Annotated in this window: 22 protein-coding genes; 6 read left to right on the top strand and 16 right to left on the bottom strand. The window is 65.0% G+C overall.

All coding sequences use genetic code 11. The annotated features are described in order from the left end of the window. Positions 1-57 precede the first annotated feature (57 nt). From E4K65_RS29695 to E4K65_RS29740, 11 genes are all read right to left on the bottom strand, one after another. A complete protein-coding gene (locus tag E4K65_RS29695; RefSeq protein ID WP_135177147.1) occupies positions 58-768 on the bottom strand; it encodes an SDR family NAD(P)-dependent oxidoreductase in 711 nt (236 codons plus the stop codon). A 25-nt stretch (positions 769-793) separates the two neighbouring features. Further along, on the bottom strand, positions 794-1,561 hold the full coding sequence (locus E4K65_RS29700; RefSeq protein ID WP_135177148.1) for a serine acetyltransferase domain-containing protein: 768 nt from the start codon (positions 1,559-1,561) through the stop codon (positions 794-796). A 51-nt stretch (positions 1,562-1,612) separates the two neighbouring features. Then, on the bottom strand, positions 1,613-1,762 hold the full coding sequence (locus E4K65_RS47660; RefSeq protein ID WP_167771257.1) for a hypothetical protein: 150 nt from the start codon (positions 1,760-1,762) through the stop codon (positions 1,613-1,615). Beyond that, positions 1,759-2,013: a hypothetical protein gene (locus E4K65_RS29705; RefSeq protein WP_135177149.1), complete on the bottom strand. Its 255-nt coding sequence runs from the start codon at positions 2,011-2,013 to the stop codon at positions 1,759-1,761. Before E4K65_RS29705 ends, E4K65_RS47660 begins: the two co-directional genes overlap by 4 nt. A 69-nt stretch (positions 2,014-2,082) precedes the next feature. Next, positions 2,083-2,250, bottom strand: coding sequence for a hypothetical protein (locus E4K65_RS29710; protein ID WP_135177150.1), 168 nt, complete (start codon positions 2,248-2,250; stop codon positions 2,083-2,085). 298 nt (positions 2,251-2,548) lie between these two features. Further along, the gene (locus E4K65_RS29715) at positions 2,549-3,034 is read right to left on the bottom strand and encodes a DUF2852 domain-containing protein (RefSeq protein ID WP_027545586.1); all 486 of its coding nucleotides are present in this window, start codon (positions 3,032-3,034) and stop codon (positions 2,549-2,551) included. 120 nt (positions 3,035-3,154) lie between these two features. Further along, positions 3,155-3,895: a TetR/AcrR family transcriptional regulator gene (locus tag E4K65_RS29720; RefSeq protein WP_027545587.1), complete on the bottom strand. Its 741-nt coding sequence runs from the start codon at positions 3,893-3,895 to the stop codon at positions 3,155-3,157. 162 nt (positions 3,896-4,057) lie between these two features. Then, positions 4,058-4,417, bottom strand: coding sequence for a YciI family protein (locus E4K65_RS29725; protein WP_135177151.1), 360 nt, complete (start codon positions 4,415-4,417; stop codon positions 4,058-4,060). Between the two features lie 65 nt (positions 4,418-4,482). Next, positions 4,483-4,887: a YciI family protein gene (locus E4K65_RS29730; protein ID WP_135177152.1), complete on the bottom strand. Its 405-nt coding sequence runs from the start codon at positions 4,885-4,887 to the stop codon at positions 4,483-4,485. 176 nt (positions 4,888-5,063) lie between these two features. Beyond that, the gene (locus E4K65_RS29735) at positions 5,064-5,429 is read right to left on the bottom strand and encodes a nuclear transport factor 2 family protein (protein WP_135177153.1); all 366 of its coding nucleotides are present in this window, start codon (positions 5,427-5,429) and stop codon (positions 5,064-5,066) included. Between the two features lie 307 nt (positions 5,430-5,736). Then, positions 5,737-6,066, bottom strand: coding sequence for a cupin domain-containing protein (locus E4K65_RS29740; protein WP_235885771.1), 330 nt, complete (start codon positions 6,064-6,066; stop codon positions 5,737-5,739). Positions 6,067-6,206: 140 nt separating this feature from the next. Between E4K65_RS29740 and E4K65_RS29745 the strand changes: the two genes are divergently transcribed. From E4K65_RS29745 to E4K65_RS29760, 4 genes are all read left to right on the top strand, one after another. Further along, on the top strand, positions 6,207-6,995 hold the full coding sequence (locus E4K65_RS29745; protein ID WP_135177154.1) for an SDR family NAD(P)-dependent oxidoreductase: 789 nt from the start codon (positions 6,207-6,209) through the stop codon (positions 6,993-6,995). A gap of 162 nt (positions 6,996-7,157) precedes the next feature. Continuing rightward, a complete protein-coding gene (locus E4K65_RS29750; protein ID WP_135177155.1) occupies positions 7,158-7,595 on the top strand; it encodes a hypothetical protein in 438 nt (145 codons plus the stop codon). Between the two features lie 270 nt (positions 7,596-7,865). Then, positions 7,866-8,210 (top strand): hypothetical protein, encoded by a 345-nt coding sequence (locus E4K65_RS29755; RefSeq protein ID WP_135177156.1) that lies wholly within the window; start codon positions 7,866-7,868, stop codon positions 8,208-8,210. A 445-nt stretch (positions 8,211-8,655) separates the two neighbouring features. Beyond that, positions 8,656-9,006, top strand: coding sequence for a hypothetical protein (locus E4K65_RS29760; protein WP_135177157.1), 351 nt, complete (start codon positions 8,656-8,658; stop codon positions 9,004-9,006). A 101-nt stretch (positions 9,007-9,107) separates the two neighbouring features. Here the strand turns inward: E4K65_RS29760 and E4K65_RS29765 are convergent, their stop codons facing one another. The 3 genes from E4K65_RS29765 to E4K65_RS29775 form a co-directional block, all read right to left on the bottom strand. After that, positions 9,108-9,521, bottom strand: coding sequence for a VOC family protein (locus tag E4K65_RS29765; RefSeq protein ID WP_135177158.1), 414 nt, complete (start codon positions 9,519-9,521; stop codon positions 9,108-9,110). A 35-nt stretch (positions 9,522-9,556) separates the two neighbouring features. Beyond that, positions 9,557-10,096, bottom strand: a complete 540-nt coding sequence (gene kdpF, locus E4K65_RS29770) for a K(+)-transporting ATPase subunit F (protein WP_135177159.1) — start codon at positions 10,094-10,096, stop codon at positions 9,557-9,559. 109 nt (positions 10,097-10,205) lie between these two features. After that, on the bottom strand, positions 10,206-10,751 hold the full coding sequence (locus tag E4K65_RS29775) for an ester cyclase (protein ID WP_235885772.1): 546 nt from the start codon (positions 10,749-10,751) through the stop codon (positions 10,206-10,208). Between the two features lie 31 nt (positions 10,752-10,782). Here E4K65_RS29775 and E4K65_RS29780 point away from each other — a divergent pair, with 31 nt between their 5' ends. After that, on the top strand, positions 10,783-11,421 hold the full coding sequence (locus E4K65_RS29780) for a TetR/AcrR family transcriptional regulator (protein ID WP_135177160.1): 639 nt from the start codon (positions 10,783-10,785) through the stop codon (positions 11,419-11,421). Positions 11,422-11,485: 64 nt separating this feature from the next. Here the strand turns inward: E4K65_RS29780 and E4K65_RS29785 are convergent, their stop codons facing one another. Beyond that, the gene (locus E4K65_RS29785) at positions 11,486-12,787 is read right to left on the bottom strand and encodes an RNA polymerase sigma factor (RefSeq protein ID WP_135177161.1); all 1,302 of its coding nucleotides are present in this window, start codon (positions 12,785-12,787) and stop codon (positions 11,486-11,488) included. After that, positions 12,784-13,152 carry a YciI family protein gene (locus E4K65_RS29790; protein ID WP_135177162.1) on the bottom strand — a complete coding sequence of 123 codons (369 nt, stop codon included), beginning with the start codon at positions 13,150-13,152 and terminating at the stop codon, positions 12,784-12,786. Before E4K65_RS29790 ends, E4K65_RS29785 begins: the two co-directional genes overlap by 4 nt. A 145-nt stretch (positions 13,153-13,297) precedes the next feature. On the opposite strand from E4K65_RS29790, the gene E4K65_RS29795 reads away from it, so the two are divergent. Continuing rightward, entirely contained in the window at positions 13,298-14,263 is a 966-nt protein-coding gene (locus E4K65_RS29795) for a 2-hydroxyacid dehydrogenase (RefSeq protein WP_135177163.1), read from the top strand.

The following is a 14,263-nucleotide window of genomic DNA, read 5'->3' on the forward strand; positions in this document are numbered from 1 at the left end:
GGATTTTCGGGCGATCCCGGATATCGCTTCGCTCATCCGGGCTACGGCGCCCTTCCCTCACCACTTCTCCTTCGAGGTCCGCACATCGAGCTCGAACGACCAGGCACGTTCGGGCTGGCGGTAGAGGAAGGCGAAGCCATCGACGATGCCTTCGATGTCGATCAGGCTGTCTTCGCGGCTCGCCGCATCGGGAAAGCGCGAAAGGATCTTGTCGCCGGCGATCGCACCGTCGACCACGACATGGCCGACATGGATGCCGTCGCTCGCATATTCCTTGGCCATCGCCTGTGCCAGCGTGCGCAGGCCAGCCTTTGACGAGTTGAACGCACCATAGCCGGAGCGTCCGCGCAGCGAGGCGCTGGCGCCGGTGAAGAGCAGCGTGCCTGCCTTCTTCGGCACCATGCGACGCACCGCCTCGCGGCCGAACAGGAAGCCGCCGAAGCACACGACGCGCCAGGCCTTCTCGAAATAGTCGGCTTCCATCTCGATGATCTTGCCGGGCGTATTGTTACCGGCGTTGTAGATGGCGAGATCGAGGTCTTCGCCGGCGGCATCAAACAGAGCGACAATTTCGCTCTCGCTGGTCGCGTCCGCGACGATGGGCACGGCCGCTCCGCCCGCCTTGATGATGTCGTCTGCGACCGCCTGCAACGCGGACAGCGTGCGGCCCGCGACGATCACCTTGAGGCCATCGGCCGCAAAGCGCTTGCAGAGCCGGGCCCCGAGCCCGCGGTCCGGGCCGACACCGATCACGATTGCCGTCTTCATGGGGTGGCTCCGTACAATGATGGGATCAGGCCGCCGAGGCAGGTTCGGGGCAGTTGGTCAGCCGCGCGGGATTGCCGACGGCCGTGCAGCCAGCGGGCACGTCTGACGTCACGAGCGCGTCGGCGCCGATCTTGGCGAAATCGCCGATGCTGATGTCGCCGAGGATGGTCGCACCACCGCCGATATAGACGCCGCGGCCGATCCGCGGTGAGCGCGTCGGCAGTTCACTGCCGCGACCGATGCTGACGTTCTGGAGGATGGTGACCTCGTCGCCGATTACCACATTGGCGCCGATCACGATGCCCGTGGCATGGTCGAGATAGACCGATGATCCGATGCTGGCGGCCGGATGGATGCTGACCTGCAAGGCATTCGAGGCCTCGTTCTGGAACAGCAGCGCCGCATCGCGATGATCGTGGAGCCAGAGCCAGTTCGAGACGCGCCAGGCTTGCAGCGCGACATAGCCCTTGAAATGCAGCAGTGGCGGCAACAGGTCGGCGATGGCGGGATCGTGGATCGCGATGGCCTGCAAGTCGCGGCTGGCCAGCTCGATCAGATCGGGCGAGCCGCGAAAGGCAGCAAGGGAAAAGGCCGAGACGCGCGCGCGCTCGGCTTCACTGCCGCCGAGCCGACGTCCGATCAGATCGGACAAGGCCGCGGCGAAATCATCATGAGCGAGAATGGTGCCGGCAAGGGCCCTGCCGAAGATGGGATCGGCGTCCGCCACGCGCTGCGCCTCGCCGCGGACCTGCTGCCAGAGCCTGTCGCTCGTCATGATCGCAGCTTCCGCCATTGTCGCCTCCGGCCCATCCGCGTTTGTAGCTGCGAATATAGGCGGTCCGCATCAAGGCGCCAGTGATGCCGGAGGGACGTAACGCCGCTCGGGGGCGCGACCCGACCGCGCCCGCTTGCGCAGGCACAGCGCATACAGCCAGCCGCCGCCTGCGACGAGGGCCGGCAGGACGTAAAGCGCGAAATCGCGGAGCAGGATCATGGGGCAAGGTCCGCTGTCGCAAACTTGACGGCGCGCCGCAGCGCGAACGCGGCAAGCTCGTAGAGGGCGCAGCTGAGAAAGATCTTCCAGGCATCGGTGGTCACGAGGTCCTGATAGGACTTGATCTCCGTCGGCCAGTGGTTGAGGAACGCGATCGCGAGCGGCACTGAGACGCCGAACCGGTCGAATAGCGCCGAGGCGCGCTCGAGGAGCGCGATACGCTGGCTGATCTCGTTGCGTTCGGCGGTCATGGTCGTACCCGTTGGCGCGCACGGGAGGCGCGCTGTCAGGGCTTGGTCGGGCCTGGCGCGAATCGGGTTCTACCGGTCCTGCACATGTGCGTGATCAACGCCACATAGCGAATGCCGGCCGGGGCACAGGCGGAAATGGCAGTCGGGATCGGACGCGCAGCTGCCATAGACGACGCTGATATAGCCCAGCGCCGCGAAGGCGGTCACGCCAAGCAGCAGGCGGGTCCAGGGGTCCATGATGCGCCTCGTCCATGCAAGAGCAGCGCGGCCCGGTGGGACAGCGCGCGCAAGTCTTGGTGTCGCTGAACCGTGCGCCGGTTCTGAATCAAAAGCGCTGGCCTATCTATCCACGCCTTGCCATGCGGTATGAAGAACGTGGATGCCCGGGACAAGCCCGGGCATGACGACCTCTCATCTGCGTGGAACGGAGCTCTCCCCAAAACCAAACCGCCCGCCTGCGGGGTACGCAGGCGAGCGGCTCGGGGCCATCAGGACTTTGGGGGCATGCGCCTGAAGGCTTTGAGAAGTGTCCAGATCAACCCTGCTGCTGGTCGGTCGGCGGCGGGGTCGGACGCGTCTTGTGCTGCGCCATGAACTGGTCGAACTCTTCCTTGTCCTTGGCGTGACGCAGACGGTCGAGGAAGTTCCTGAACTCGACCTGCTCCTCCTCGAGCCGCTGCAGCGTCTCGGTGCGATATTCGTCAAAGGCGCGGTTGCCGCTGGAGGGCGGGCCGAAGCCGAAGCCGAAACCGCGGCGCTCCATGCGGCCGCGCATGCGGTCCATCTTGTACTGCATCCGCTCCATCTTGTTCTGCCAGCGATCCTGGTGGCTCCAGCAACCCATTTTTCTGCTCCCGAGTGTGAAAAAGAGAAGGGCGAGTCCGATCGGCCACCAGATGATGAAGCCGAGGATGGTCACGGCGATCCAGCCGGGATGCCAGGGCGTGTCGAGCATGTGGGGGCGCTCATAGTGTTCGTCAGAGGAACCGCGCCATCGATTGACATCAGCGGTGTAGGCCATTTCCATCTCCATCACGGCACCAGCGCCGTTGTGAATGTAAATAACATTTACATAGCTAGCCCATCCCGCGATTTTGTCAAGCCGGCCGCCCGACAGGCCGGGCGAATTATTTGCGCAATTTTATTTCGGCTTGCCCCAGGGGCCACCGGGCGGCACGCCAGAACCGGAGGACGCCTCCGGTGGTACCGGCGGCGGCTCGGCGCTTTTCGCGGGCGGACGGCGATCGGTCGGGAAGCCGAGACCGCGCAGATAGATCAGCACCTCGGCCTCTAACAGTTCGTCCGGCGACATCGGCAGTTTTCGTCGCGCTGCATCGCCGCGCGAGAACAGCGAGGCCACCCCATGCGCCATCGACCAGATGTGCAGCGCCATCATCATCGCCGGCGGCCGCGGCGTGCCGGGCGGTGCGAGTGCCGCGAGCCGCTCCGCCGCGGCGCGAATGATGTTGAAGGCGCGTTCGCTCGCGGCCTGCAAAGCGGGATTGGCATCGACCGGCAGGCCGGATTCGAACATCGCGTTGTAGAATGCCGGCTCCTCGCGGGCGAAGGCGAGATAGGCCCTGCCGACCCGCTCGAACGCGGTGACCGTATCGGGCCGGCCGTCGTCCCAGGCCGCGGTCAAGCGCGCCTCGAACTGCTCGAAGCCGCGCTGGGCGATCGAGGACAACAGTTCATCGCGGTCGCGGAAGTGCCGGTAGGGCGCCGCCGCGCTGACGCCGGCCATGCGCGCGGCATCGGCAAAGGTGAAGCCGGCCGCGCCCTTCTCGGCAATCAGCCCGAGGGCAGCCTGCAACAAGGCTTCCTTCAGGTTGCCGTGGTGATAGCCGCGCTCGGCGCGGCGCGTCTCCTTGCGCCAGCTCATGTGAACGGCTTTTACATGAGCCGGGGGTGAAGGTCACTAGCGCAGGCGGGATTTGGTGAACCCGTATTTTCACTGTCGTTCCGGGGCGGCTCGAAAGAGCCGAACCCGGAATCTCGAGATTCCGGGCTCGCGCTTGCGCGCGCCCCGGAATGACGAAGCTGACTAACCGCCCGGGATCGGCAGCACCGGCATGATCTCGACGCGCTCGCCGGGAAAGATCGCGAAGTGCGGGTGGTTCTCGAACATCTTCGCAGCCGCTTCATGGGACGCGGCGCGGACCACGGTGAAGGCGCCCATCTCGTTGGCGGTGTCGGCAGTGCCCTTGTCGTCGACCCGCTTGGTCTTGCCGAGCGGACCGCCCATCGCCTGGATCGCGCCTTGATGCTTCTCGACCCAACCCTTCCAGGCCGCGATGCCCTCCAGTTCCTTCGCCTTGCGCTCGGCGTCTGACATCGCATTCCATGCAGCCCATTTCGGGCTGGTCTTGCTGCCGAGGAACACGGCGAGATAGGTGTCGGTCATTGGTTCTCTCCTTTGTTGATGACTTTGTTGATGACGGCCGCGAATTCCAATCGCGGCCGCTCTGGCTAGTTCTTCACACCGTCGAAGCCGGCGGCCGCGGCCTGCACGTCCGGCGGAAGGTCGGCCATCTCCTGCACCTGCCGGATCTCAATGACTTCATTGGCCGAGGCCGGGCACTGCTTCGCCCACGCAATCGCCTCGGCACGCGAGTCGACCTCGATCATCCAGTAGCCGCCCAGCACTTCCTTGGCTTCAGTGCAGGGGCCGTCGGTCACAACAGGCTCGCCCGTCGCAAACGAAACGCGCGCGCCCATTGAGGGCGGATGCAGGCCGTCGAGCGTGATCAGGACGCCGGCATCGTTCAGTGCCTCGTTGTAGTGCATCATCGCGGCGACGCGCTCGGGATCGAGTTGCACGTCCGGCGGCGCGGTCTCGTAGCCGAGCGGGATCATCAGCATCATGAATCGCATGGGCAGTTCCTTGCTTACCTGGTCCGTCCGGGATGCGCCGCGAGGCGCAGGCCCGAAATCCGGGGGCGATGAGCGGGCCGAACGAGCCCGCGCTGCCCTGTAAGACGAACGCCTTGCTATGGAATCGACACCGTGGCGAAAATTATTCCGGAGGTCATGCCTCGGAAGTTCCTGCGTCAGCGCGGCTGCGGCAGGAACCGGCCGTCCTGGAACGCAGCGCCGAAATAGACCTCGATCCGGCGAACCTTGCCGCCGGCGAAGGTGAAGAACTCGGTGTTGCGAAAGCTCCTGCCATCTGTCGCAAGGCAGCGATAGGTGACAAAGGCCTCGTCGCCGACGACGAAGATGCGCTCGATATCGTGGCGCGCGATCCAGCCGGTGTCCCGCCAGCAGCGTTCGAAATAGGTCGCCTTGTCGAGGTCGTCGTCGAACGGGCTGGTGAAGCGGAAATCGTCGGCGAGCGCCTCGCTCACCCGTTGCCGGTCGTTGCCGAGATAGGCTGCGAAGAGGTTTCGAATCAGTCGCTCGCGGTCGTCAGGCATTGATCGGCCTCCGTAGAGAAAATCCTCTTGAAGACGATGCACGCACGCTTGCGCCGACATTGCTTGCGGAATTTCACCAGAGACGATGCGAAATTGAACCATTCCGGGGAACTTCACGTGTTCAATTTCAACAGCAAGGCCAGGTTCCAGCACGCCTCGCGTGACCTCCGACATATCGTCGAACATGCAGCGCACATCGGCGGAGCTGGCGTAAGCTCTGGCTTTATCACGATCCCCGTCATCCTTCGAGGGCCGCTGAAGAAGCGGCCACCTCAGGGTGACGGCGATAGATAACGACGCCCTTACCCTACTGCTCCCACCGCCGCGTCGCTTCAGTCGCCCCTTCCGGCAGCGCCTCGAAGACCGGCGCGGCCAGCACGGCATGCACGTGCAGCGTCGCCGTGCCCGAATTGCGGAATCCGTGCTTGCGGCCGGCCGGAATCAGCAGCGACTGGCCGGCCCTCACCGTGACGCGCTCGGCCTCGATCCACATCTCAGCCTCGCCCTCACGCACGGTCAGCACCTCCTCGACCGGATGGCTGTGCGTCGGCGCGCCGGCGCCGGGGGCGACCCATTGCTCGAAGATGCAGAGCGCTGCCGCGCCATTGCGCGCGGAGGTCACCATGCGGGTCGTCACACGGGCCGCCATTCCTCGAGCGGGGTCGCTCCGGGATCGATGGGCATGGCTTCAGGCCCTTTCTTGTGAGGACGAAAGCGAAGTAAAAGGGGCCGGCCCTCGCGTGGGAACAGCCTTTCGAACACAGGACAGACTAGCAAATGCCGCAGGCCCCGCAAAAAGTCGCCCTCGTCACCGGAGCCGCGCGCGGCATCGGGCTTGCGACCGCGAAGAAGTTCCTTGGCGAGGGCTGGCGCGTGGCGCTGCTCGACATCGAGGGGGAGTTGCTCGGCCGCGCGGTCGCCGAGATCGGCCAGGACGAGGCGACGCTCGCGCTGACCTGCGACGTCTCCGACGCGGCCGCGGTCGGCGCCGCGATGACGACGATCGAGCGGCGGTTCGGCCGGCTCGATGCGCTCGTCAACAATGCCGGCATCGCCGTGTTCGCGCCGCTGATGGAGACGCCGGATACCGACTGGCGCCGCGTGCTCGAGGTCAACCTTACCGGCCCGTTCCTCTGCACCAAGGCCGCGGTGCCCTTGATGCGCGACAGCGACGGCGGCGCCATCGTCAACATCACCTCGATCTCGGCGGTGCGCGCCTCGACCTTGCGCGCGGCCTACGGCACCAGCAAAGCGGGGCTCGCGCACCTGACCAAGCAGCTCGCGGTCGAGCTCGCCTCGCTCAACATCCGCGTCAACGCGGTTGCGCCGGGGCCGGTCGACACCGCGATGGCGAAGCAGGTGCACACCAAGGAGATCCGCGCCGACTATCACGACGCCATTCCGCTCAACCGCTACGGTCTCGAGGAGGAGCTCGCGGAGGCGGTCTTCTTTCTGTGCTCGGGAAGCGCGAGCTATATCACCGGCCAAATTTTGGCCGTCGATGGCGGCTTTGATGCAGCCGGCATTGGCCTGCCGACGCTGCGCGGGCAACGGCGCAACGGGTAGGCACGGGATTTGCGGGATGGGCAAGGGCGCGACGCGCCGTGCCCGCCACCTTCTGCGGATTTGTGGTGCCATTGGCGGGCACGCGGAGCCTGTCATCGGGCGCGCACTCGCGCGACCCGGTGGCTTTGCCCACCCTACGACGTCGAATGTGCGGAGAGTACGATGCAACATGCTGCTTTGGTCAAAGCCCTGATGCTCGCGACCGCCCTGCTCGCCTCAACACCCGTTGCCGCCGAAATCCGCATCATCCAGTCACCGGGCGGACAGGTCGGGCCGTTCCTCGACCTGTTCGAGAAGGTGCGCGAGAGCGGCGAGCGCGTGGTGATCGACGGCCCCTGCCTGTCCGCCTGCACGCTGGTGCTGAGCATCGTGCCGGGCGAGCGCATCTGTGTCACCAAACGCGCCGTGCTCGGATTCCATGCAGCGCGTTCGGTCGACCGGCGCGGGCGCTTCTATGCCGAGCCGGAAGCCTCCGACGCGGTGCTCCAAGCCTATCCGGGGCCGGTGCGCGACTGGATCGGCCGCCGCGGCGGCCTCACCTCACGGTTGCTGTTGTTGAAGGGGCGCGACCTCGCCGCGATCTATCCGCGCTGCCGGTGAGGATCGGGCGGCCATCGGCCGTGTGAGCAGCTTGAGCTCGCCGCTGTCCGACGATTGAGCAATTTTGCGGAATTTCGCCTCTCCGGACGCTGAATCCGCTCATCCGCTTCGCAATGCCTGCACAATTTACGCGGTTTGCAGCTTTTCCCTGCAGTCTATGATGGTTGCGGCCAGACTGAGGCTGCGGCGTCGTCACAATCTCAGCAATGGTCACAGACGAGAATGGTTCGACTTTTTCAAGATTACTCATTTTCAAATGGGGCGCTTGCCATGCAGCCCATCGACTTTCGCTACCGCCTGTCGGACCAGGGACGGATCGTCCTCGGCCAACTGAGCTCCGAGGAAACCGTCGAATTCGAACTCCTGTCACGGCGCGACCGCGAGGGCCTGATGGACCTGCCGTCCGAGCTGCGGCTGCTCGAGCTCTACGTGAAGTATGTCGGCTCGGGCGCGGAAGCCGGGCTCGCGCCGACGGAACCCGCCTGGCACGAGATCGCGCCGTCGCGACCGAAGAGACCGCCGCCCTCGCGGACGGCGCGGCCGCGCGGCTACGTCGTTTCGATGATCGTGATCGCAAGCGTCAGCTTCACGCTCATCGCATTGCTTGTGAGCTAAGGGCGCTCGTGAGCTGGCACGCAAGCGCGCCGGCGAAATTGCGCCGGTCTTGCGCGCCATCGGGTTCTAGAAGAACCCCTGGATCATCTGCGCCAATTCCATGCTCGCGCAGATGAGCATACCCCAAAGTGCAAAGTTGATCTGTAGCGCCGCCGCCATCGGTCGCTCCCCTTCCAAGTCGCGCCCATCCCAGTTTGTACAATTTATGAAGGAATGATTAGCGATTCTGACGGGCTGTTCACAGCCTATTATTGCGCCAGTTGTTGTGCGATGCGGTCCCGATCATTTCACGAAGCGGCCCCACTGCTCGCGCAAAGTCATGCGAATCGAGACTCCATATTCGGCCGTGCCGGCCACGTCTTTTCCCTTAGGTTCCATTTAACCGACGCGATGCAAAGTCTCTCACGCGGATTTTGCGTGTCGCGTACCGCACTGAGGGTTCGGCATGATGCGACACGGCTTCGTCTTGCTCACTTTTTGCGCAGCGCTCATGAGCTGCGCGGCGGCGCCGGCGCAGGAGCGTCGTCCGATCGCATGGGACGGCCTCGGACAGAACCCGAACCGGCCACCTGTCACAAAGCGGCGCGCAGCGAACCCCGCACCTGCACAGGAAAATCCCAACCAGGAACGGGAAAGAGTGCTCGGCACCTTGCGCCCCTACTCCGAAGCGTGGTGGGCGGTCCATGACGAAATCGAGGCGGAGAATGACAGGCAGCTCGGCACGAAGCTCGTGATCTGCCCCCGCTGCGTCCAGTCGCCGTCACCCGGCGAGGATGTGACCGGATCGGTCCGTTGAGACAGCGAGCGGCCGACCCGGCGATGGCGTGACCGTCTTGGGCGCGCCCCTCACCCGCAACAATCGAGGGAGGGGCGCCACGTATCAGGCGGTCGCGCCTGTCACATGCCTTCCGCCGGGCAGTTCACCATCCAGGGGATGCCGAACTTGTCGACGCACATGCCAAAACCCTTGGCCCAGAACGTCTTGCTGAAGGGCATGGTGACGGTGCCGCCGTCGGCGAGCGCGTTGAACTTGCGCTCGGCGTCCGCGACATCGGCGATCGTCAGCGAGATCGAGAAGCCCTGCGGCTTCTGAACACGCTCGGGCGGCGCGTCGGAGGCCATCAGCACGCTGCCGCCGGGCAGCGACATCCGCGCATGCATGATCGTCTTCTCGCGGCCGGGTGCGGCCGGCATGTCCGGCGGCGCGTCCGAGGCACGCATCATCGCGTCGATCTTGCCGCCGAGAACCTTGGCGTAGAAGTTGAACGCCGCTTCGCAGGTGTCCTGATAGAACAGATAGGGATTGAGCATCGTTTCTCTCCTTTTCTTTCCTTGGGCAGTGAGGCTCATTTCTTCTCGGTGAGCTTCTTCAGGCTGGTGAGGCCGGCCTCGAAGTCCTTGCCGATCATGTTGTCCATGTTGATGAACACCTGCATCACCTTGGACATGAACGGCGCCGGACCATACATCGCCCATGTGACCAGTGTGGCATCGCCTTGCGGCACAAAGGTGAACTCGGCGGTGTTGTGGCCTTCGAACGGGCGCTCGAAATCGAGCTTGATGCGGAGCTTCGACGGCGTGCTCGCCTCGAGGATCTCCATATGCCCGGCGCCGACATTATTGTTGCCGTCCCAGGCATAGGTCGCGCCCTTGCCCGACGCGGTTCTGCCGAAGATACGCTTCATGGCGGGGTCGCGATCCTCATAGGGCGACCAGGCGGTCCAGCGATGGAAATCGGCGACCAGCGGATAGATCGCATCGGCCGGCGCCTTCAGGGCGAGCGAGCGCTCGACACGGAAGGTGTCGGGTTTTGTCAATGCAAAGACGAGGACGCCCGCTAGTCCGACCGCGAGCATGATGGCGATGATGGCAATGGCTTTCAGCATAGGTAGCTCCGTGGATACGGGCTAAGGACGAAGGGAATGGGCTGGGACCGACACAGCCGGACGATTTTTTCATCGTCCGCCGGAGCCACGACCTGCCCCCCAAGCTCGATCAGGTCGCATCTCGGAGCGTGGCTTGGGCCAGCTGCTGCGCGCGGAACGTCTTCGGATCGACTGCGATCCAAGAATCCACGATCTTTCCGTGGGCCAGCCGGTACATGTTCAAGCCGCGTGCTTCGAACGGCTGGTTGGTCGGCTTGAGATTGAAGAACTGGCCCGTGTGCAACCCCGTTTCATGCCACTGGATGACGACCAGATCGTCTGCTGCAACGACGGTCTCCAGCTCGATCCGGAAATTGGAGTACGCGTTGTGAAGATTCGCGACGGCCGCGGCGAAGCCGGCGGGTCCGTGCCGCCCGTTGGAATGATCGACATGCTCGGTCGAGACCAGCGCTTCGAAGCGGTCCGCGCGATTAGCCTGAATGCAGGTGTAGAGCTCGCGAACGATCTCTTCGTTCAGGGCAAGCTGATGGGCGCTGGTCATGTTTTCTCTCCAAGGTTTCGCTTGCAGTAGCCGAGCCCATGACGGCGCTTGCGAACGTTTGGCCCGGGCAAGACGCGTCGCTTTCGATCGGTTACGATAGTCATCGGTATTCAATATAGCTTACTATATTTAAATCGCGGTGCCGATGTCAAAGGAAAAGTCTCGTCGTTACGTTTCTTCGGCGCGCCAGCAGCAGGCGGCGGACACGCAGCGCCGCATTCTCGCCGCTGCTGAAACCCTGTTCAGCATCGAAGGGTTTGACGGAACGACGATCGAGGCGATTGCCCGCAAGGCTGGCGTCGCGGCGCCGACCGTCTATTCCGGCTTCAAATCCAAGCGCGGCATCGTCCTCGCGCTATTGGACCAGGCCCGTTTCGGCGAGGCGTACAAATCCCTCGTGTCAGAGGCCAACGACACGGGCGATGCGCGCGCGCGCCTTGCCGTGTCGGCGCGCATTGCGCGCCAGATCTACGAGGCTGAGCAGGCGACTCTGGATCTCGTGCGGGGAGCGGCCGCCGTCTCGCCCGAACTCGCCGCGCTGGTCGATGCGCGCGAAGAAAGCCGCCGGACGCCTCAGCGCCCGCTGATCGAGGACCTTCGTCGGCAAGGCCAGCTCCGCCCCGGCCTCTCCGTCGCGCGCGCCGCCGATATCATGTGGACACTGACGAGCCGGGAGCTCTTCAGGTTGCTCGTGATCGAATCGCGATGGCCGGCCAGTGATTACGAAAGCTGGCTGCGCGATGTCCTGCGCCGCGAATTATGCCGCGATGAGCCGGTTGGTTAGTCCCCGATTGCCCTTCGCGCCGCTCGCCTTTGTCCCGGCCGTGACGGACTGGAGGGAGCCCGTACTATTTCGCCTTCGCACCCTGCCGGGCGCTCCCGTTGCCACTCTTCGGCTGGCTGTCCCGGATCAGGCGATCAATGTGCATGCGGATGTGGGCGGCTTCCGCCGAGGTGTTGGCGAGCGCGATGGCGCGGTCGAAGGCGATGCGGGCTTCGTCGTTGCGGCCGAGCTGCATCAGGAAGGCGCCGCGCACGCCGAAGAAATGGAAGTAGTTGGCAAGCTTCGGCGCCAGCGGCTCGATCAGGTCGAGCGCGGCTTGTGGCCCGCGCACCTTGGACACCGCGACCGCGCGGTTGAGCGTCACCACCGGCGAAGGCTGCACCAGTTCCAGGGCGCCATAGAGCAGGTCGATCTGGGCCCAGTCGGTCTCCTCCGGCGTCGCCGCTCGGGCATGCAGTGCGGCGATCGCGGCCTGGATCTGGTAGGGCCCGCTGCGGCGATGGCGCATCGCCTTGTCGATCAGCGCCAACCCTTCCGCGATCATGGTGCCGTTCCACAGGGAGCGATCCTGGTCCTCCAGCAGGATCAGCGAACCGTCGATCGCAAACCGCGCGGCGCTGCGCGCATGTTGCAAGAGCAACAACGCCGCCAGCCCCATGATCTCCGGCTCGCTCTGGAACAGCCGCAGGAGCAGCCGCGCCAGCCGGATCGCCTCCTCGCAGAGCGGCTTTCTGATTTCGGCGGTGTCGCCGCTCGCCGAATAACCCTCGTTGAAGATCAGGTAGATCATCGCCGCGACAATGGCGAGCCGCTCGGAGCGCTCGACTGCACCGGGCGTTTCGAAAGGCGCCCCGGCTTCAGCGACCTTCGCCTTGGCGCGCGTGATGCGCTGCTCCATCGCCGCATCCGAGACCAGGAAAGCACGGGCGATCTGCTTCACCGTGAGGCCGGAGACGATGCGCAGGGCGAGCGCGATCTGCTGCGTCGCCGGCAATTGCGGATGGCAGCAGATGAACATCAGGCGCAGAATGTCGTCGCGATAATGCGAGCCGTCGAGCCGCTCGGCGAGCGCGCCCTCGGCATCGCCGAGATCGGAGATCGCCTGATCGTCCTCGGGCAGCGGCTGCTGCTTGCGGGCGCGCCGCACCTCGTCGATCGCGACATTGCGGCCGACCATGATCAGCCAGGCCGCGGGATCGCGCGGCGGCCCGTTCTGCGGCCAGGTCTTGAGCGCGCGCAGGCAGGCGTTCTGGAAGGCTTCCTCGGCGGTGTCGAGATCGCGGAAATAGCGCAGCAGCGCGCCGACCGCCTGGGGTCGCGCCGAAGTCAGCGCGGTCTCGATCCAGGCGGTGTCGGTCTCGCTCACGTCAGGTTTCCTCCCGGCCTGAACACGCCGACGGGGCGCACCTCATAAGCACCACCGGGATTGGCGGAGCCGAGATCGCGCGCGACGTCGAGCGCGTCGTCGAGGTTCTTGCAATCGACGATGTAGAAGCCGAGCAACTGCTCCTTGGTCTCGGCATAGGGGCCGTCGAGCACCAGCGGCGGGTCTTCCTTACGCAGCGTCGCCGCCGCGGTGGTCGGCAACAGCCGCGCCACCGGACCGAGCCGGCCCTGGCTCGTGAGCTTCTCCTGCACCACGGCGAGCTTCTTCATCACCGCCTCGTCCTGGTCCTTGCTCCAGGAGCCGACGAAGTCCTCGTCATGATAGCAAAGGATCGCATAAAGCATGGGCAGTACCTTCCCTGACCTCTTGTTTTGAAGACGATCCACTATGCCCTGCCCCGACAGGGCTGCGGAAAAAAATTGCAAGAAAAATCCGGCGGATCGTGCCAAGGAGAGCCCTCAAAAGCGGAACCCCGACGAGGCACTTCGAATGACCAAAGGCACACTGGCCGTCCTGATCAATAGCACGCAGCAGAACTGGCTGCCGGAGCGCTGGAAGGCCCGGTTCGATTCGGTCTGCGGCGGTCGCCGCGTGGTGCTGCTGCCCGATGCCGGGCTCGATCCGGCCGAGGTGCACTATGCCGCGGTGTGGAAGCCGGTGCCGGGCGATCTCGGCTCGTTCCCCAATCTGCGCGCGATCTTCAATCTCGGCGCCGGCGTCGATGCGCTGATGGCGGACAAGAGCCTGCCGGACGTGCCGCTGGTTCGCGTCGCCGTGCCCGACCTGACCAATCGCATGACCGAATATGTCGTGCTGCACGTGCTGATGCACCACCGCCAGGAGCTGTACTTGCGGCAGTCGCAGCGTGAGAAACGCTGGGAGCCGAAATATCAGTGGCCGGCGAGCGCGGTGACGGTCGGCGTGATGGGGCTGGGCACGCTGGGCGCGGATGCGGCCGACGTGCTGCGGCGGCTCGGCTTCCGCGTCGTCGGCTGGAGCCGCAGCCCGCGCACGATCGACGGTGTCGAATGCTTCCATGGCGTCGCCGGAATCGATGCGTTCCTGCGCGCGACCGACATTCTGGTCTCGCTGTTGCCGCTGACCCCGGACACGCACGGCATCCTCAATCGCGACGTCTTCACCAAGCTCAACCGCAAGAGCCCGCTCGGCGCACCCGTGCTGATCAATGCCGGCCGCGGCGGCTTGCAGAACGAGGCCGATATCCTCACCTGTCTCGACGACGGCACGCTGGGCGCCGCCTCCCTCGACGTCTTCGTGCAGGAGCCACAGCCGGCCGACAGCCGCTTCTGGACCCATCCCAAGGTGCTGCTGACCCCGCACAACGCCGCGGACACCGACGCGGACGCGATCTCGGCCTATGTCGCCGAGCAGATCGCACGGTTCGAGGCGGGCGGCGAGCTGGAGAACGTGGTGGACCGGGCACGGGGGTATTAG

The sequence above is a fragment of the Bradyrhizobium niftali genome (assembly GCF_004571025.1).
GTDB lineage: Bacteria > Pseudomonadota > Alphaproteobacteria > Rhizobiales > Xanthobacteraceae > Bradyrhizobium > Bradyrhizobium niftali.

Excerpts from the sequence above, each read along its gene's own strand:
- E4K65_RS29700 (WP_135177148.1), bottom strand. The coding sequence starts at position 1,561 with ATGGCGGAAGCTGCGATCATGACGAGCGACAGGCTCTGGCAGCAGGTC.
- E4K65_RS29755 (WP_135177156.1), top strand. The coding sequence starts at position 7,866 with ATGCAGCCCATCGACTTTCGCTACCGCCTGTCGGACCAGGGACGGATC.
- E4K65_RS29765 (WP_135177158.1), bottom strand. The coding sequence starts at position 9,521 with ATGCTCAATCCCTATCTGTTCTATCAGGACACCTGCGAAGCGGCGTTC.
- E4K65_RS29760 (WP_135177157.1), top strand. The coding sequence starts at position 8,656 with ATGATGCGACACGGCTTCGTCTTGCTCACTTTTTGCGCAGCGCTCATG.
- E4K65_RS29750 (WP_135177155.1), top strand. The coding sequence starts at position 7,158 with ATGCAACATGCTGCTTTGGTCAAAGCCCTGATGCTCGCGACCGCCCTG.
- E4K65_RS29720 (WP_027545587.1), bottom strand. The coding sequence starts at position 3,895 with ATGAGCTGGCGCAAGGAGACGCGCCGCGCCGAGCGCGGCTATCACCAC.
- E4K65_RS47660 (WP_167771257.1), bottom strand. The coding sequence starts at position 1,762 with ATGATCCTGCTCCGCGATTTCGCGCTTTACGTCCTGCCGGCCCTCGTC.
- E4K65_RS29780 (WP_135177160.1), top strand. The coding sequence starts at position 10,783 with ATGTCAAAGGAAAAGTCTCGTCGTTACGTTTCTTCGGCGCGCCAGCAG.
- E4K65_RS29745 (WP_135177154.1), top strand. The coding sequence starts at position 6,207 with ATGCCGCAGGCCCCGCAAAAAGTCGCCCTCGTCACCGGAGCCGCGCGC.
- E4K65_RS29715 (WP_027545586.1), bottom strand. The coding sequence starts at position 3,034 with ATGGCCTACACCGCTGATGTCAATCGATGGCGCGGTTCCTCTGACGAA.
- E4K65_RS29730 (WP_135177152.1), bottom strand. The coding sequence starts at position 4,887 with ATGCGATTCATGATGCTGATGATCCCGCTCGGCTACGAGACCGCGCCG.
- E4K65_RS29695 (WP_135177147.1), bottom strand. The coding sequence starts at position 768 with ATGAAGACGGCAATCGTGATCGGTGTCGGCCCGGACCGCGGGCTCGGG.
- E4K65_RS29790 (WP_135177162.1), bottom strand. The coding sequence starts at position 13,152 with ATGCTTTATGCGATCCTTTGCTATCATGACGAGGACTTCGTCGGCTCC.
- E4K65_RS29705 (WP_135177149.1), bottom strand. The coding sequence starts at position 2,013 with ATGACCGCCGAACGCAACGAGATCAGCCAGCGTATCGCGCTCCTCGAG.
- E4K65_RS29710 (WP_135177150.1), bottom strand. The coding sequence starts at position 2,250 with ATGGACCCCTGGACCCGCCTGCTGCTTGGCGTGACCGCCTTCGCGGCG.
- E4K65_RS29725 (WP_135177151.1), bottom strand. The coding sequence starts at position 4,417 with ATGACCGACACCTATCTCGCCGTGTTCCTCGGCAGCAAGACCAGCCCG.
- E4K65_RS29735 (WP_135177153.1), bottom strand. The coding sequence starts at position 5,429 with ATGCCTGACGACCGCGAGCGACTGATTCGAAACCTCTTCGCAGCCTAT.
- kdpF (WP_135177159.1), bottom strand. The coding sequence starts at position 10,096 with ATGCTGAAAGCCATTGCCATCATCGCCATCATGCTCGCGGTCGGACTA.
- E4K65_RS29795 (WP_135177163.1), top strand. The coding sequence starts at position 13,298 with ATGACCAAAGGCACACTGGCCGTCCTGATCAATAGCACGCAGCAGAAC.